Here is a 16,422-nt window from a genome sequence, read left to right as displayed (position 1 = left end):
GGTTCAGCTGCGCAGCATCGTGGCGCGCAGCGCCTCGTCCAGCTGCGACAGGCAGCTCTGCAGGTGCGCGCGGCTTTCCACCGACCGGCCCGGCACGCCCGCGGCATGGCGCAACTGGCCCTGCAGACGCACCGCGTGGTAACGCACGAGGCTCAGCGCGTCGGCCGACAACCCGCCCGGACCACGCAGCAGCATCCCCTGCACACGCCGCAGGTGCTCTCGCTGCAGGTTGCGGCGCAGGCGGTCGATCTCCTGGCCGTTGCGCAGTTCGCTCCACACCGCGTCCTGCACCGTCCCGTAGACCTCGGCCAGCGTGAGGGCACCGCGGCGTTTCTCGGGCGGCAGGTACAGCGGCAGGTCGAGCAGCCGCGTGGCCACGCCCGGGCTCATCAGCCGGTCGAGCGCCGTGGTCTGCACGGCCAGCACGGCCGCGGGAATGCTGACCGGTCCGCGCTCCGACTCGTTGTAGTCGGGTGCCAAGCGTGCCAGGAACTGCGGCTCGAAGCGGAAGCTGTCGGTGCTGAAGAAGCCCTGCGTGAGGAAACGCAGCGCGTCGCGCTGCTTGGCCGGGTCGACCGGCACGAACGTGGGCCGTGCGCCCGGCGCCCCGGCCACGTCGCGGGTGGTGTGCATGCCACCCACGTACTTGCCCACCATCGACGCCGTGCCCGGCAGCGAAGCGAACCCGTTGATCAGCGCCCGGCGGTCGCGCACCGGGTCGTCGCCCGGTTGCGGCACCCGGGCCTGCACGCGCGCCCACAATTCGCGCGAGAGTTCGAGACGGCGCCGGTGGTACGCGAGCGGGTCGTCGCCCAGGTCGCCGCGGTTCACCAGCGGGTCCACGCTGTCTTCGCCGGCCTCGTAGTCGTCCGAGTACGCCAGCAGCGGATCGGTGCTGCGTGCGGCGATCTTCGCCAGCTCGGCGGCCTCCTCGGCCGGCGCCAGCGGCTTGTACGCATACTCGATGGCCCAGTAGTCGTAGGGCCCGAGCGTGGTGTTGTTCAGGGTGGTGGGGCGTTCGCCGGCCAGCGGCATGTTGAACGGGTTGTAGTCCATCACCGAACCGGACAGCGCATGGGTGGCGGTGAACCCGGCGTCTCGCAACTGCTCGCGAGAGATCACGGTGGACCCCTTGAAGTTGTGCTTGAGGCCGAGCGTGTGCCCCACCTCGTGCATGATCGTGTCCTTCACGACCGCCTGCACCACGGCCTCCGCCGCGGGGCCACCCACCGGCAGGTCACCGCGGGCCTCCAGCAGGTCCAGCGAGAAATCCATCTCGCGCAGCGCCTCGAACCCCACCTCGCACGCGGCCTCGGCACCGCCGTGGCGGTGCATGCCGGGCAGCGCCTGCGGCCGGCCCAGGTCTTCCGTGGCGATGCGCCGGGCATGGCGCGCGAACGCATCGCTCATCGCGATGTCGGCATCGAAGATCTCGCCGGTGCGCGGGTCGGCCTGGTGCGGGCCCACGGCCACTCCCACGTCGCGCCCGGTGAACCAGCGGATCGACGCGTGGCGGCTGTCCAGGGTGTCCCAGTCGTCGGTGTCGGCCTGCTGGCGCACCACGATGGCGTCCTTGAAGCCGATCTTCTCGAACGCCTTGTTCCACTCCAGCACCCCCGCCTGCACCGACGCCCGGAAGCTCAGCGGGATGTTCTTGTCCAACCAGAACACGATGGGCTGCTTCGGCGGCGACAGCGGCGCCGCGGGGTCCTGCTTCTCGAGCCGCCAGCGGGCGATGTGGTGCCGGCGCGGGTTGAACGTGGTGTCGCTGCTGTAGTCGGCCACCACGTGGGTGAAGTGGCCGAGGCGCGGGTCGGCGAGGCGCGGCCGCATGGGCTCGTCGGGCAGCTTCGTGAAGCTGTAGACCAGGCCCACGAACAGGCTGCGTGCGTCGGGCAGCGTGGCGGGCGGGGGCAACACCACCGCGGGCGGCGTGAGCGGCGGCGCCGGGTAGCGCGCCATGCCGAAGTGGAGCCGGGCGCCGATGGTGGCGAGGTCGTCGGTGGCTCGCGACTTCTCGAAGAACGAATTGCCACGGTCGAGCGCGAACGGCAACCGGTACACCGTCTCGATGGACGTGCCGTAACCCGGCAGGTCGGTGAGCAGGAAGCCGCCGTCGATGAGCACCGACTTGCGGGTGGGGTGCGGGGCGCTGACGATGGCAGTGGATGCGAGCAGGCTGTTCGAGAACGACTGCGACACCACCTCGCGCATCTGCGGCTGGGTGGCGGCGAAGTCGGTGTTCAACGCCACGAGCTGCATCTGCGTGGGGCTCGTGCGGCGGAAGTTGACGAGCCACCAGGCGCCCATCTGCCCGGCGTACAGCCAACGCTCCCCCACCGACTGCGACACGTTGGCCGACAGCAGGAACGGCTGGTCGAGCTGGTCGACCGGCACCTCGATCCACAGCTTGTCGTCCTTGCGCCACAGCGACAGGAACCCGGCTTGGCGCGTGGCGCCCTTGACCACGTCGTCGAACGGGCGCGGGGCGGCGGCGTCGGGGCGGGAAGCCGCGGCGGCTGGCGCGGAGGCGGCGGCGGCAAAGCGAGGCGCCACGGCCGGCGACGTGCCGGGCGCGGGCACGGCCGGCGCCTGCGCGCCGCCGGTTGGCGCGGTGGTGGCGCAGCCGGCCAGCGCGATCAGCGCGGCGGCCAACGCTGCGGGCAAGTGCAATGGCAAGGGGAGACGGGAGACAGCTGGGTTCACGGGGGCGATCCTGGATCCACGGAGAGGCGGTTTTCCGCGCAGTGTAGAGGCCGGAAACGCGTCGAAGTTCACCTAGACTTGGCGGCAATGACCACTCACCTGTTGTATCTGCACGGTTTCCGCTCGTCGCCCGAGTCCGCCAAGGCGAAGCAGATGGCCGCGTGGATGAAGCTGCATGCCCCGCGGGTCACCTGGTGGTGCCCGCAGCTGCCGCCGTCGCCGGCCGAGGCCCTGGCGCTGCTGGACCAAGGCGTGGCCGGCTGGCCCCGCCACAACATGGCCGTGGTGGGCAGTTCGCTGGGCGGGTTCTACGCCACCGTGCTGGGCGAACGCCTGGGCTGCCCCGCCGTGCTGCTGAACCCGGCAGTCGACCCTGCCCGCGACCTGGCCCGCCACATTGGCGAAACCACCCAGTGGCACAGCGACGCCCCCTTTTTCTTCCGCCCGGAGTTCGTCGATGAACTGCGGGACATGACCCCGGGTGAACTCGCCCGCCCGTCGCGCTACTTCGCCGTCATCGCCACCGGCGACGAAGTGCTCGACTGGCACGAGATGAGCCAACGCTACCGTGGCGCGCACCTGCGCATCGTCGAGGGCAGCGACCACGGCCTCACCGACTTCGAGCAGCACCTCCCCCACGTGCTGCACTTCCTTGACCTCGCGCCGCTGCCCTGACGGAAGGGCTCCGGCGTTCAGGCGACAATCCCCTCATGTATGCACTGTTCGATGACGCCGGCAAGTTCCTCGCCGGCCGCGTGATGTCCGAGACCGACACCTCCGCCCAGGTGGAGCTCGACTCCGGCAAACGCGTGAAGGTGAAGGCAGCCAACCTGCTGCTCAAATTCGAGAAACCCGCTCCGGCCGAGCTGATGGCGGAGGGCCAGCGCCTGGCCGCCGAGATCGACCTCGACCTGGCGTGGGAATTCGCGCCCGAGGAAGAATTCGGCTTCGCCGACCTGGCCCGCGACTACTTCGATGCCGCCGCCGGCCCGGCCCAGCAGGCCGCCGCGCTGTTCCGCCTGTTCGAGGCGCCGCATTACTTCCGGCGCGCCGGCAAGGGCCAGTTCAAGAAGGCCCCGGAAGACATCGTGAAGGCGGCGCTGCTGGGCATCGAGCGCAAGAAACAGCTCGCCGCCCAGATCGACGCCTGGGCCGACGAACTCATTGCCGGCCAATGCCCGCCCCCGGTGCGCGAGCAGCTCTACAAGATCCTGTTCAAGCCCGACAAGAACGCGTCCGAGTACAAGGCCGTGGTGGAAGCGTCGCGCCGCGCCCAGCGCGCACCGCTCGACCTGCTCACCACCGCCGGCGCCATCGACTCCCCGTACCAGTTCCACTGGCGCCGGTTCCTGTTCGAGAACTTCCCGAGGGGCACCGGCTTCCCCGCGCTCCAGGCGCCTGCCATCAAGGACACCCTGCCACTCGCGCCGGTGCAGGCGTTTTCCATCGACGATTCGGCCACCACCGAGATCGACGACGCGCTGTCGGTGCAGGGCCTCGGCAGCGGCACCGTCGTGTTCGGCGTGCACATCGCCGCCCCGGGCCTGGCCTTCGCACCCGACACCCCGCTCGACAAGCTGGCCCGCGACCGCCTGTCCACCGTCTACATGCCGGGCTACAAGCTGACCATGCTGCCCGACGACGTGGTGCAGACCTACACGCTGATGGAGGGCCGCAACTGCCCGGCCGTGTCGCTGTACGTCACGTTCGACGAGGCCACGCTGCAGGTCAAGGCCACCGAGACGAAGCTCGAGCAGGTGCCCATCGCGGCGAACCTGCGCCACGACACGCTCGACCAGGTCATCACCGAAGCCACCCTCACCGGCGCCGCGCCGGCCACCTACGGGTTCGCCGCCGACCTGGCGTTTGCCTTCCGCCTGGCCAACCACCTGAAGGCCGGCCGCGAAGTGGTGCGGGGCAAGCCCGAGAACTTCAACCGCCCTGACTACAACTTCCGCCTCGACGGCAACGCCGGGGCCGAACCCCAGGGCCACGAAACGGTGGCCATCAGCACCCGCACCCGGGGCTCGCCGCTCGACCTGATCGTGGCCGAGGCCATGATCCTCGCCAACAGCACCTGGGGCGGCTGGCTGAACGACCTGGGCGTGCCCGGCATCTACCGCAGCCAGGCCAGCATGGCGCCGGGCGTGAAGGTGCGCATGGGCACCAAGGCCGCGCCCCATGCCGGCATGGGCGTGGCGCAATACACCTGGGCCACGTCGCCGCTGCGCCGCTACGTCGACCTGGTCAACCAGTGGCAGATCATCGCGTGTGCGCGCCACGGCCGCACCGCGCTGCTGGCTGCACCATTCAAGCCGAAGGATGCCGCGCTCTTTTCCATCATCTCCGGCTTCGACGAGGCCTACACCGCGTACAACGGTTTCCAGAACGGCATCGAACGCTACTGGACCCTGAAGTACCTGGCCCAGAACGACCTCCACGAAATCGACGCCGCCGTCATGAAGGACGGCCTGGTGCGCGCCGACACCCTCCCGCTCGTGTTCAAGGCCATCGGCGCCGAACGGTTGCCGCGTGGCGCCCGGGTGCGCGTGCGGGTCACCGGCACCGACCTGCTCACGCTCGACGTGCAGGCGAGCGTGGTGTCCCGCCTCGACGACCCCGGCACCACCGCCGACGACGCTGTGGTGGACGAGGCCGACCTCGAGGACGTGGCGGCCGGCCCACTCACGCTGGCCATCGATGTCCAAGGCGACAATGCCGAGGAGTCTCCCGCGGCGGCGTCCGCATCCAGTGCATAAAACATGCTGAAAAAACTCTCGGCCCTGCAGGTGGCGATCGGCATCTCGGTGGCCGTGCACGCAGTGCTGCTCACCGTGCGCATCGTCGATCCCGAAGGGTTCAACCGGTTCTTCGAGGACACCCCGCTGGAGGTGATCCTCGTCAACGCCCGCTCGAGCGACGCCCCCACGAAGGCCCAGGCCATCGCGCAGGCCAACCTGGCCGGCGGCGGCGATTTCGCGGTGGGCCGGGCCACGTCGCCGCTGCCGTCGGAGGCGCTCACCGAACTGGGCGACGCCCACCAGGACAGCCACAAGGCCATCGACGAGCTGATGGAAGCGCAGCAGCAGCTGCTCGCCCAGCTGCGCCGGGACCTCGCGTCCATGCCCCCGCCCGACCCGAAGCGCGACCGCGGTGACCCGAAGGAACGCGCGAAGGAAGAACTGCGCCGCCAGCGGCTGCAGATGCTGGCCGAGATCGAAAAGCGCATCAACGAGGAAAACGCCCGGCCGAAGAAGCGGTTCATCAGCCCTGCCACGCGCGAGGAGGTGTACGCGCTCTACTACGACCAGCTGCGCCGCAAGATCGAGGAACGGGGCACCCGCAACTTCCCCGAACAGAACGGCCGCCGCCTGTACGGCGACCTGACGATGATGATCACGGTCGACTACCGGGGGCGGGTGGTGGAGACCGAGGTGGTGCGGCCATCCAAGTCCGCGTTGCTCGACAAGCGGGCGCTGGCCATCGTCCAGGCCGCCGCCCCGTTCGGCGACTTCACGCAGGCCATGCGCCGCGGCGCCGACCAGCTCGTGATCACCTCGCGTTTCCGCTTCAGCCGTGAAGACGGCCTGGAAACCACCCTCAGCGCCCCGAAGCAGTAACGCCTTTTCCCCGCTCGACACCATGCACCGCTACGTCATCGCCGGCAACCCGGTGGCACACAGCCAGTCGCCGTTCATCCAGGCGCGTTTTGCCGAACAGACGGGCCAGTCCCTCACGTACGACCGGCTGCTCTGCCCGCTCGACGCGTTCGCCGCCACGCTGCAGGCATTCGCCGAAGGCGGCGGCGCCGGTTGCAACGTCACCGTCCCCTTCAAATTCGAGGCCTTCGCGCTGGCCCCCCGGGCGAGCGAACGCGCCACGCTGGCCCAGGCAGCCAACGTGCTCCGGTTCGATGCCGGCGGCTGGTACGCCGACAACACCGACGGCATCGGCCTGGTGCGCGACATCGAACGCAACGCCGGCGTGCCGCTGGCCGGCACCCGGGTGCTGGTGATCGGCGCCGGTGGCGCCTCGGCCGGCGCGCTCGGCCCGCTGCTGAAGGCCCGGCCGGCCGAGCTGGTGGTGGCCAATCGCACCGTCGACAAGGCCCAGGTGCTGGTCGACCGGCACGCTGCCGTGGCCGCCGCCAGCGGCACCCGCCTGCTGGCGCGTGGCCTGGCCCACTGCGGCGAGGCGTTCGACGTGGTCATCAACGCCACGGCCACCAGCATGCAGGGCGCCGCCATCCCGGTGGCGCCCCACGTGCTTCGCCCGGGCAGCCTCGCCCTCGACATGATGTACGGCCCGGCCGCGCGCGGTTTCCTCGACTGGGCGGCCGCCGTTGGCGCCACCGGCCGGGATGGCCTGGGCATGCTGGTGGAACAGGCTGGCGAGGCCTTCCAGGTCTGGCGCGGTGTGGTGCCTGACACCGCGCCGGTGCTCACCGAGCTGAGGAACCGGCTGGCCGGGACGGCGAAGTGAAAGCCGTCGCGCGGCTCGTCGTGCTGCTGGTGGTGTCGCTGCTGGCGCTCGAGGTGTTTTTTGCCGCGCGCATCGGCACGATGGCGGTCATCGACCCGCAGTCCACCACCTTCCAGCGCTCCGAAGCCTGGCGGCTGCTCACCGAACGGGGCGAGGTGCCTTGGCGGCAGCAATGGGTGGACGGCGACCGCATCTCCCACCACCTGAAGCGGGCCGTCATCGCGTCGGAGGACGCCGGCTTCACCGAACACAGCGGCGTCGACTGGGATGCACTCGAGAAGGCGTGGGAGAAAAACCAGCGCGCCGAGGCCCGTGCCGACAAACTCAACCTGAAGCAGGAACAGCGCCGGGCCACCCGGCCTTCGCAGCAGCAGACGACCCCGAAACGGGCCGAACCCAAGGTGATCGGCGGCTCCACCATCACCCAGCAGCTCGCGAAAAACCTGTTCCTCACCGGCGAACGCAACCTCGCCCGCAAGGGCCAGGAAATCGTCGTCACGTTCATGCTCGAAGCGCTGCTGTCGAAGGAACGCATCCTCGACATCTACCTGAACAACGTCGAATGGGGCGAAGGGGTGTTCGGGGCCGAAGCCGCCGCGATGCACTACTTCCGCATCCCCGCCGCCTCGCTGGGCACCTACCAGGCCGCCCGGCTCGCGGTGATGCTGCCGGCGCCGAAGCGGTTCGAAAAGCGGCCGGCCTCGGGCTACGTGTTGTCTCGCGCATCGGTGATCCAGGCCCGCATGGGGGCGGTCGACCTGCCCTGAGCGGCCGTCACCTAAAATGTGGCATGGCATCGTCCCTGACCGCCGAACTGGCAAGTGCCGCCGCGCGGCTGATTGTTGAAGAAGGCATGGAGTACGGCCCGGCCAAGCGCCGCGCGGCCCGCGTGCTGGGCCGCGGCTCGGTGCGCTCCGCCGAACTCCCCGACAACGACACCGTCGAACAGGAGGTTCGGGCCTACCTCGCCCTGTTCTGCGCCGATACCCAGCCCGCCGAGTTGCGCGCGTTGCGCGACGTGGCGGCCACCTGGATGGAGCGGTTGCAGGCCTTCCGCCCCCACCTCACCGGTGCCGTCTGGCGCGGCACGGCCACCCGGCTCAACAGCGTGCACCTCCAATTGTTCTGCGACGACGCCAAGGAAGCCGAGATCGAATTGCTGAACCGCCGTGTCGATTTCGACGTGGGCAGCATCGATGGCCCCCGGCACCGCCCCATCGACGTGCTGAGTTTCATCACCCCGAGCGAGGCGCTTGGCGAGCCGGTGACCCTGCACCTGAGCATCCTCGACTTCGACGACCTGCGCGGTGCACTGAAGGCCGACACGCGGGGCCGCACGGAACGCGGTGACCTGCCGGCGCTGCGCCGGCTGCTGGCCGAGGAGCCGGCATGAACCGCCGCCACCTGATCATGGCCGGGGCTGCGGCGGCCGCCGCGGCGGCCGGGGGTGGCCTGTCCTGGTGGGAGCGGCGGCAGGCGCCGGCCGCCGTGCCCGAGCAACCGCTGTGGTCCCTGCAGTTCGACGCCCCCGCGGGCGGGGCCGTGCAGGTGGCCACGTTCCGCGGCAAGCCGCTGCTGTTGAACTTCTGGGCCACCTGGTGTGCCCCGTGCGTGAAAGAAATGCCGATGCTCGACGCGTTCCACCGCCAGCACCAGGCGGCCGGGTGGCAGGTGCTGGGCCTGGCGGTCGACGGCCCCACGCCGGTGAGAGAATTCCTGGCCGGCCGCCAGATCGGGTTCCCGATCGGACTTGCGGGGCTGGAGGGTGTCGAACTGTCGCGATCGTTGGGCAACAAGGACGGTGGACTGCCGTTCACCGTGGTGTTCGACCGCAGCGGTCAGCCGGTGACCCGCAAGCTCGGCGCACTCAACGAGGCCGACCTCGCCCAGTGGGTCGCCGCCCTGGGCCCGTGACCCTGGGCTGGACAAGAATTTGCAGAAATTTCGGCCTACTGGACCCAAACCGCGTAAAGTTCAGCCTTCGCTAAACTCCCAGGGGTGCCCAACAGCCCCGGCGCAACAGCATCCATGGCAATCCTTGTCCTTCACGGCCCCAACCTGAACCTGCTTGGCACCCGCGAGCCCACGGTGTATGGGTCGGTGACTTTGGAGCAGATCAACGCCGAACTGCTGAAGTTGGGCGCGGAAGCCGATGTGGACGTTCAAACCTTTCAGAGCAACCATGAAGGTGCCCTGGTAGACCGTGTGCAGGCTGCGCGGACCGACGGTACCACGTTCATCGTGATCAACCCGGCCGCCTTCACCCACACCAGCGTGGCCCTGCGCGATGCCCTCGCCGGCGTGGCCATCCCGTTCGTCGAAGTGCACCTGTCGAACGTGCACAAGCGCGAACCGTTTCGCCACCATTCCTATTTCTCGGACCTGGCCGACGGCATCATCGTCGGCCTCGGCCCCAAAGGCTATCGCCTGGCACTGACCCACGCCATCGAGCGTGAACGGTCGGCCCGCGCAGCCTGACCCGCATCCCCACCCCAAGAAGCCGTGCGGCACCTGGTGCCGCCACAGCCTGAACGAAGACAAGCCGTTGGAGAACACATGGACCTGCGCAAACTGAAGACCCTGATCGACCTCGTGTCGGAGTCGAACATCTCGGAACTCGAGATCACCGAAGCGGACGGCAAGGTCCGCATCGTGAAGTCGGACCCGAACGCGGTTGTCATGACGGCAGCGCCGGTGCTGCAGCAGGCCGCCCCGGCACCCGCCGCACCGGCCGCAGCGGCAGCCGCCCCGGTGGCCGCTGCCCCGGTCGAGCCGGTGGGCCACACGGTCAAGTCACCGATGGTCGGCACGTACTACGGCGCGGCCAGCCCGGGCGCCAAGGCGTTCGTGGAAGTGGGCACCGTGGTCAAGGAAGGCCAGGCGATCTGCATCATCGAGGCCATGAAGATCATGAACGAGATCGAAGCCGACAAATCGGGCACGGTCACGAAGATCCTGTGCGAGAACGGCCAGGCCGTCGAGTTCGGACAGCCGCTCTTCATCATCGAGTAAGGCGCGGCATGTTCAAGAAGATCCTGATCGCCAACCGGGGCGAGATTGCCCTGCGCATCCAGCGGGCCTGCCGCGAGATGGGCGTCAAGTCGGTCGTCGTGTATTCCGAAGCCGACCGCGACGCCAAGTACGTGAAGCTCGCCGACGAGGCCGTGTGCATCGGCCCGGCCGCCTCCGCGCAAAGCTACCTCAACATGCCGGCCATCATCTCGACGGCCGAAGTGACCGACGCCGAGGCCATCCACCCCGGCTACGGCTTCCTCTCGGAAAACGCCGACTTCGCTGAACGTGTCGAACAGAGCGGCTTCACGTTCATCGGCCCCACCCCCGAATCCATCCGCCTGATGGGTGACAAGGTCTCGGCCAAGCAGGCCATGATCAAGTCGGGCGTGCCGTGCGTGCCCGGCTCGGAAGGCGCGCTGCCCGACGACCCGAAGGAGATCATCCGCCAGGGCCGCGCCGTCGGCTACCCGGTGATCATCAAGGCCGCTGGCGGCGGCGGTGGCCGCGGCATGCGTGTCGTGCACACCGAAGCCGCGCTGCTCCATGCCGTGCAGACCACCCGTTCCGAGGCCGGTGCAGCGTTCGGCAATCCTGCGGTGTACATGGAGAAGTTCCTCGAGAACCCGCGCCACATCGAGATCCAGGTGATGGCCGACCAGCACAAGAACGCCGTCTGGCTGGGCGAGCGCGACTGCTCCATGCAGCGCCGCCACCAGAAGATCATCGAGGAGGCGCCGGCGCCGGGCATCCCGCGCCGCGTGATCGAGAAGATCGGTGACCGCTGTGCGGCCGCCTGCAAGCGCATCGGCTACCGGGGCGCCGGCACGTTCGAATTCCTGTACGAGAACGGCGAGTTCTACTTCATCGAGATGAACACCCGCGTGCAGGTGGAACACCCGGTGACGGAACTGGTGACCGGCATCGACATCGTGCAGATGCAGATCCGTGTGGCGGCCGGCGAGAAGCTGCCGTTCGCACAACGCCAGATCCAGATGCACGGCCACGCCATCGAGTGCCGCATCAACGCGGAAGACCCGTACAAGTTCACACCGTCCCCCGGCCGCATCACCGCCTGGCATGCGCCGGGCGGCCCCGGCGTGCGGGTGGACTCGCACGCGTACACCAACTACTTCGTGCCGCCGAACTACGACTCGATGATCGGCAAGATCATCACGCACGGCGACACACGCGACCAGGCCGTGGCCCGCATGCGCATCGCGCTGTCGGAAACGGTGGTCGAGGGCATCCTCACGAACATCCCGCTGCACCGCGAGTTGATGGTCGATGCCAAGTTCGTCGAAGGTGGCACCAGCATCCATTACCTGGAAGGCTGGATGAGCCAGCACAAGCGTTGAGCGCCCCGATGATCGAACTGCTGCTGCTCGTGCCGGAGGACCTCGTCGAACCGGTGTCCGACGCGCTGATGGACGAGCTCGACGCCCTGTCCGTCTCCGTGGAGGACGCCGACGCCGGCAGCGATGCCGAGCGTGCGCTGTTCGGCGAACCCGGCATGCCCCCGCCCAGCGCGGGCTGGCAGCGTTCGGTTGTCACGGCCCTCTTCGCCGACGAAGACAAGGCCACCGAGGCCGCCACCTTGCTGCTCGCGCAGGAGTGGGTGGCCGAGCAGGTGCACGTGCAGGCCATGCGGCCGGTGGTCGAACAGGACTGGGTGCGTGTCACGCAGTCGCAGTTCGCGCCGGTGGATGTGACGCCGTCGTTCTGGATCGTGCCCACATGGCACGAACCGCCCGCGGCAGCCAAGACGGTCATCCGCCTCGACCCGGGGCTCGCGTTCGGCACCGGCACGCACCCCACCACCCGCATGTGCCTGCGCTGGATCGCCAACCAGGCGCCCGCGTGGTCGGGGTCGTGGTCGCGCGTGCTCGACTACGGCTGCGGCTCGGGCATCCTCGCCATCGGTGCGGCGCTGCACGGCGCCCGCGAGATCGACGCGGTGGACATCGACATGGCCGCGGTGGAATCCACCCGCGCCAACGCGGCGGCCAATGGCGTGACACTGAACGCCGCGCTGCCCGACGGGGCATCGGGCGCCTATCCGCTCGTGCTGGCCAACATCCTGGCCACGCCGCTGAAGTTGCTGGCGCCGCTGCTGTGCGGGCACGTGGCCCCGGGTGGCCACCTGGTGCTCGCGGGCATCCTGGAACGCCAGGCCGACGAACTGAAGGAAGCCTACGCGCCGTGGTGCGCGCTCGAGGTCACCGACAGCGAAGACGGCTGGATCCTGATGACGGCCGCCCTGAAACCGTGACGGCTCGTGGCATGATTTCGCGATGAGCCTGGCCACCCGTTGCACCGCCTGCGGCACCGTATTCCGAGTCGTCCAAGACCAGCTCAAGGTCTCCGAGGGCTGGGTGCGCTGTGGCCGGTGTGACCAGGTTTTCAACGCCATCGAAGGGCTGTTCGATCTCGAACGCGACGCCCCGCCCGACTGGAACCCGCCGCCCTCCCCGCCCCAGCCGCCCGCCGCGGCCATCACCGCCCACTACCAGGCACCGGTCGAGGCGCCCGCGGACGACGACGACGTCTTCCACCTGAGCGACGAAGACCGCATCCACTCGCGCTTCTTCCAGCCCGAGCAGGAAGACGTGGACCAGACGCCCGCCCAGACGGTAGCCGAACGCGACCGCGTCGATTTCGCCGACGCCCAGTTCAACATGTCGATGCTGGCCGAGGTCGAGGGCGACAACCCGTCCACCGAACGGCCGCCGGTCGAAGCGCCAGAGCCCATCAGGAAGCACAGCGCCGCGAAGGCCGCCAAGGCGGCCAAGCGGCCGCCCGAGTTCCTGCGCGAGGCCAAGCGCAAGGCGCGCTGGCGCAGCCCGCAGGTGCGGATCGGCCTGTCGATGCTCGTGCTGCTGCTGGCCGGCTCGCTCGTGGGCCAGGCGGCCATGCATTTCCGCGACGTCGTTGCCGCCCGCTGGCCCCAGACCCGCCCGTGGCTCGTGGCCGCCTGCGAGCCGCTCGCCTGCACGGTGGGGTTGCCCCACCGCATCGACGAGTTGTCGGTCGAGAGCAGTGCGCTGTCACCCGCGGGCGGTGGCGCCTCGTACCGGTTGTCGGTGGTGTTGCGCAACCGGGGGTCGTTGCCGCTGGCGCTACCATCCGTCGACCTGTCGCTCACCGATCCCGATGGACAGCTGGTGTCGCGCCGGGCGCTGTCGCCGGCCGATTTCCGCGCCGACCCGGCCCGCATCGCTGCCGGCTCCGAAACCACGCTCCAGTTGCTGCTCGACGCCGACGGACCGCGCATCAGCGGCTACACCGTCGAGATCTTCTACCCCTGAAAACCCAACCGGCGCGGCGGCTTGCACCGCGCCTCCGAAGGAGACACCACCATGTCAGCCCTGATCTGCGGATCGCTCGCGTACGACACGATCACCACCTTCCCGGGCCGTTTCGCCCAGCAGATCCTGCCCGAGCAGCTGCACATCCTCAACGTGTCGTTCCTCGTGCCCACGCTGCGCCGCGAGTACGGCGGCTGCGCCGGCAACATCGCGTACACGCTGGGCAAGCTGGGCGGCGACCCGCTCGTGCTCGCGGCCGTGGGCCCCGACGCGCAGGACTACCTGGCCCGCTTCAAGTCGTGGGGCGCCAGCACCGACTTCATCCGCGTGGACGCCGACAGCTACACGGCCCAGGCGATCATCATCACCGACACCGACAACAACCAGATCACCGCGTTCCACCCCGGTGCGATGCAGCAGGCCCACTTGACGGCCGTGCCCACGGACCGCGATGTGCGCGTGGCCATCATCGCCCCCGACGGCCGCGACGCGATGCTGCAGCACGCCGCCCAATTGGCGGACGCCAGGATCCCCTTCGTCTTCGACCCGGGCCAGGGCCTGCCCATGTTCAACGGCGACGAACTGAACGCGTTCATCAAGCAGGCCACGTGGGTCACCGTGAACGACTACGAAGGCAAGATGCTGTGCGACCGCACCGGCCACACGCTCGAATCGCTCTCGCGTTCGCACCTCAAGGGTGTGATCGTCACGCTCGGTGGCCAGGGCTGCGAGCTGTGGGAGCAAGGCGTGCGCACGCACATCCCCGGCGTGAAGGCCGCCGAGGTGGTGGACCCCACCGGCTGCGGCGATGCCTTCCGTGGCGCACTGCTGTACGGCCTGGAACGCGGCTGGCCGCTCGCCAAGTGCATCGAACTCGGCAACCGCATCGGTGCCGCGAAGATCGCCCACCGGGGTGGCCAGAACCACCCGGTGTCGCTCTGAGCGCTTCGGTCACGCCAACGCGCTGACTTCGCCGTGTCGCTTCACCCTCCGGGTCGGACGACGCGGCGGCTGCTGTCCCATTGCACGGCCAGCACACTGCCCAACACCACCACCAGGCCAGCGAGCGCGGTGCCCGTGATGGATTGCCCGAGCCAGGCCCAGCCGAGCACCACCGCCATCAGCGGGCTCAGCAGGCCGAGCGACGAGACGGCCACCGGTGCCAGCCGTGCGATGCCGCGGAACCACAGCACGTAGGCGAGTAACGCACCTGCCAACGACAGGTAGGCATAACCGGTCACCTGCGCCACGTTCAGCACCGGCAGCGGCGGATCGAACGCCGCGGCGACCGGGGCCAGCATCAACCCGCCCAACAGCAGTTGCCAGCCGGTGAACGGCAGCACCGGCAGGCCTGACCGCCAGCGCCGGCTGAGGTAGGTGCCGGTGGCCATCGACGTGGCGCCCGCGAGCGCGGCGGCAACGCCCCAGCCATCCCACCGCGTGGCCGGCGACAGCAGCAACGCGGCCATGCCGAGCACCCCCACCACACCGGCTGCCCATGTGAAGAGGCCGGGTTGCCGGCGTTCAATGCCCCAGGCGAGCAGCATCACCAGCAGCGGCTGGATCGCCCCGAGCACCGCCGCCAGCCCACCGGGCAGCCGGTACGCGGCCACGAACAACAGGGCCTGGAACGCCCCGATGTTCAACGCCGACAACACTGCGAGGCGCCCCCATTCACCCCGTGCGGGCCACTGCCGGCCGTACAGCAGGAGCAACAGGCCCGCGGGCAGCACCCGCAGCAGTGCCGCGGTGAAGGGGCGGTCCGGCGGCAGCAGTTCGGTGGTCACGAGGTAGGTGGAGCCCCAGATCGCGGGCGCCAGTGCGGTGAGTGCGGTATCGGACCAGGTCGGCTGGATGGAAGCGGTCGGCATGATTTATCTCGGCATCAAGATAAAATCATTCTGAAGGCGATTTATCTCGACGTCAAGACAACTGGAGTTCACATGACCAAGGCTCGTCCGCTGGATGCCGTCGATCGCATCCTCGCGCAATGGCACCAGGAGCGCCCCGACCTCGACGTGTCACCCATGGGCCCCATCGGCCGCCTCAAGCGGTGTACCGCACTGATCCAGCGGCGCCTCGACGAGACCTTCGCGGAACACGGGCTCACGAGCTGGGAGTTCGACGTGCTGGCCACGCTGCGCCGCAGCGGCGCCCCGCACTGCCTCGCGCCCACGGCTCTCTTTGCCGCGTTGATGGTGACGTCGGGCACGATGACCAACCGCCTGCAGCGCCTGGAGGCCAGTGGCTGGGTGGAGAGGCTTGCGAACCCGAACGACGCCCGCAGCATGCTCGTCCAACTGACCAAGACCGGCCTCGCGCTGATCGACCGCGCCGTCCAGGCCCACGTCGACAACGAGCACCGAGTGCTCGAGGGCCTGAGCCCGGCCGATCTGCGCGCGCTGGACCAGCAACTCGCCCGGTTGCTTGCCGTGCTGGAGGCCTGATCAGGAAGAAGTGGAATCGCCCAGCAGCGAGGCGAGCCAGGCACCCACCCGCTCGGGCGGTGCGTCGATGACAAGCTGCTTGCGCTTCGACGTGTCGCCACGCGCCAGCACCACCGCCCCGCGCGCGACACCGAGTTCTGTGGCCACCCAGCGCAGCAGCGCATCATTCGCCGCCCCGTCGACTGGTGGCGCCGCCAGGCGAACGCGCAGCGCCCCATCGTGCAACCCCATGCACGCCGTGCGCTTCGCGTTTGGCGCGACCAGCACGTCGAGGAGCGAGGATCCGCCACGCGTTGCGTGGAGGCAGGGCAACGAAGGAATGCTCATGAGTAGAGGATGAGCGGCGCGCATGACACCGATGGGTCCCGGCCTTCGCCAATGGGATGGACGCCCCACCCCTAACGGCATCGATGTGCCAAAGTGGAAGTGTCTAAGCAACCACTGACGAAAGCGAGGCGTCCACCATG

At 69.1% G+C, this 16,422-nt stretch carries 17 protein-coding genes; 14 read left to right on the top strand and 3 right to left on the bottom strand.

From position 1 onward, the window contains the following. Positions 1-3: 3 nt before the first annotated feature. A complete protein-coding gene (locus ASC87_RS19400; protein WP_162255183.1) occupies positions 4-2,706 on the bottom strand; it encodes a zinc-dependent metalloprotease in 2,703 nt (900 codons plus the stop codon). Between the two features lie 87 nt (positions 2,707-2,793). Between ASC87_RS19400 and ASC87_RS19395 the strand changes: the two genes are divergently transcribed. The 13 genes from ASC87_RS19395 to ASC87_RS19335 all read left to right on the top strand — a co-directional run bounded on the left by ASC87_RS19395 (position 2,794) and on the right by ASC87_RS19335 (position 14,450). After that, positions 2,794-3,381 carry a YqiA/YcfP family alpha/beta fold hydrolase gene (locus ASC87_RS19395; RefSeq protein ID WP_056665907.1) on the top strand — a complete coding sequence of 196 codons (588 nt, stop codon included), beginning with the start codon at positions 2,794-2,796 and terminating at the stop codon, positions 3,379-3,381. A 35-nt stretch (positions 3,382-3,416) separates the two neighbouring features. Next, positions 3,417-5,465, top strand: a complete 2,049-nt coding sequence (locus ASC87_RS19390) for a ribonuclease catalytic domain-containing protein (RefSeq protein WP_056665904.1) — start codon at positions 3,417-3,419, stop codon at positions 5,463-5,465. 3 nt (positions 5,466-5,468) lie between these two features. Next, the gene (locus ASC87_RS19385; protein ID WP_082568772.1) at positions 5,469-6,326 is read left to right on the top strand and encodes an energy transducer TonB; all 858 of its coding nucleotides are present in this window, start codon (positions 5,469-5,471) and stop codon (positions 6,324-6,326) included. Positions 6,327-6,348: 22 nt separating this feature from the next. Next, entirely contained in the window at positions 6,349-7,188 is an 840-nt protein-coding gene (gene aroE, locus ASC87_RS19380; RefSeq protein WP_056665902.1) for a shikimate dehydrogenase, read from the top strand. Next, complete coding sequence (locus ASC87_RS19375) at positions 7,185-7,955, top strand: transglycosylase domain-containing protein (RefSeq protein ID WP_056665899.1); 771 nt, start codon at positions 7,185-7,187, stop codon at positions 7,953-7,955. Before aroE ends, ASC87_RS19375 begins: the two co-directional genes overlap by 4 nt. 23 nt (positions 7,956-7,978) lie before the next feature. Beyond that, positions 7,979-8,581, top strand: a complete 603-nt coding sequence (locus ASC87_RS19370; protein WP_056665896.1) for a hypothetical protein — start codon at positions 7,979-7,981, stop codon at positions 8,579-8,581. Further along, complete coding sequence (locus ASC87_RS19365) at positions 8,578-9,102, top strand: TlpA disulfide reductase family protein (RefSeq protein WP_056665893.1); 525 nt, start codon at positions 8,578-8,580, stop codon at positions 9,100-9,102. The genes ASC87_RS19370 and ASC87_RS19365 overlap by 4 nt, the downstream gene beginning before the upstream one ends. A 114-nt stretch (positions 9,103-9,216) precedes the next feature. Beyond that, positions 9,217-9,666, top strand: a complete 450-nt coding sequence (gene aroQ / locus ASC87_RS19360) for a type II 3-dehydroquinate dehydratase (protein WP_056665889.1) — start codon at positions 9,217-9,219, stop codon at positions 9,664-9,666. Between the two features lie 78 nt (positions 9,667-9,744). Next, positions 9,745-10,200 carry an acetyl-CoA carboxylase biotin carboxyl carrier protein gene (accB, locus tag ASC87_RS19355; RefSeq protein WP_056665886.1) on the top strand — a complete coding sequence of 152 codons (456 nt, stop codon included), beginning with the start codon at positions 9,745-9,747 and terminating at the stop codon, positions 10,198-10,200. Positions 10,201-10,208: 8 nt separating this feature from the next. Beyond that, positions 10,209-11,558 carry an acetyl-CoA carboxylase biotin carboxylase subunit gene (accC, locus tag ASC87_RS19350; RefSeq protein WP_056665883.1) on the top strand — a complete coding sequence of 450 codons (1,350 nt, stop codon included), beginning with the start codon at positions 10,209-10,211 and terminating at the stop codon, positions 11,556-11,558. Positions 11,559-11,566: 8 nt separating this feature from the next. After that, positions 11,567-12,472: a 50S ribosomal protein L11 methyltransferase gene (prmA, locus tag ASC87_RS19345; protein ID WP_056665880.1), complete on the top strand. Its 906-nt coding sequence runs from the start codon at positions 11,567-11,569 to the stop codon at positions 12,470-12,472. 22 nt (positions 12,473-12,494) lie between these two features. Further along, on the top strand, positions 12,495-13,508 hold the full coding sequence (locus ASC87_RS19340; RefSeq protein ID WP_056665877.1) for a zinc-ribbon and DUF3426 domain-containing protein: 1,014 nt from the start codon (positions 12,495-12,497) through the stop codon (positions 13,506-13,508). Positions 13,509-13,559: 51 nt separating this feature from the next. Next, on the top strand, positions 13,560-14,450 hold the full coding sequence (locus ASC87_RS19335) for a carbohydrate kinase family protein (RefSeq protein ID WP_056665873.1): 891 nt from the start codon (positions 13,560-13,562) through the stop codon (positions 14,448-14,450). Positions 14,451-14,491: 41 nt separating this feature from the next. Here the strand turns inward: ASC87_RS19335 and ASC87_RS19330 are convergent, their stop codons facing one another. Continuing rightward, on the bottom strand, positions 14,492-15,379 hold the full coding sequence (locus ASC87_RS19330) for an EamA family transporter (protein ID WP_056665870.1): 888 nt from the start codon (positions 15,377-15,379) through the stop codon (positions 14,492-14,494). Positions 15,380-15,451: 72 nt separating this feature from the next. On the opposite strand from ASC87_RS19330, the gene ASC87_RS19325 reads away from it, so the two are divergent. Beyond that, entirely contained in the window at positions 15,452-15,955 is a 504-nt protein-coding gene (locus ASC87_RS19325) for a MarR family winged helix-turn-helix transcriptional regulator (RefSeq protein WP_056665867.1), read from the top strand. On the opposite strand, the gene ASC87_RS19320 is transcribed toward ASC87_RS19325, so the two are convergent. Next, positions 15,956-16,282, bottom strand: a complete 327-nt coding sequence (locus tag ASC87_RS19320; protein WP_056665864.1) for a DUF167 domain-containing protein — start codon at positions 16,280-16,282, stop codon at positions 15,956-15,958. It abuts the gene before it with no gap. Between the last annotated feature and the right edge of the window lie 140 nt (positions 16,283-16,422).

This window comes from Rhizobacter sp. Root1221 (genome assembly GCF_001425785.1).
Taxonomy (GTDB): domain Bacteria; phylum Pseudomonadota; class Gammaproteobacteria; order Burkholderiales; family Burkholderiaceae_C; genus Rhizobacter.
The sequence above is the reverse complement of the archived record's forward strand: the minus strand, read 5'-3'. Positions and strand labels throughout refer to the sequence as shown.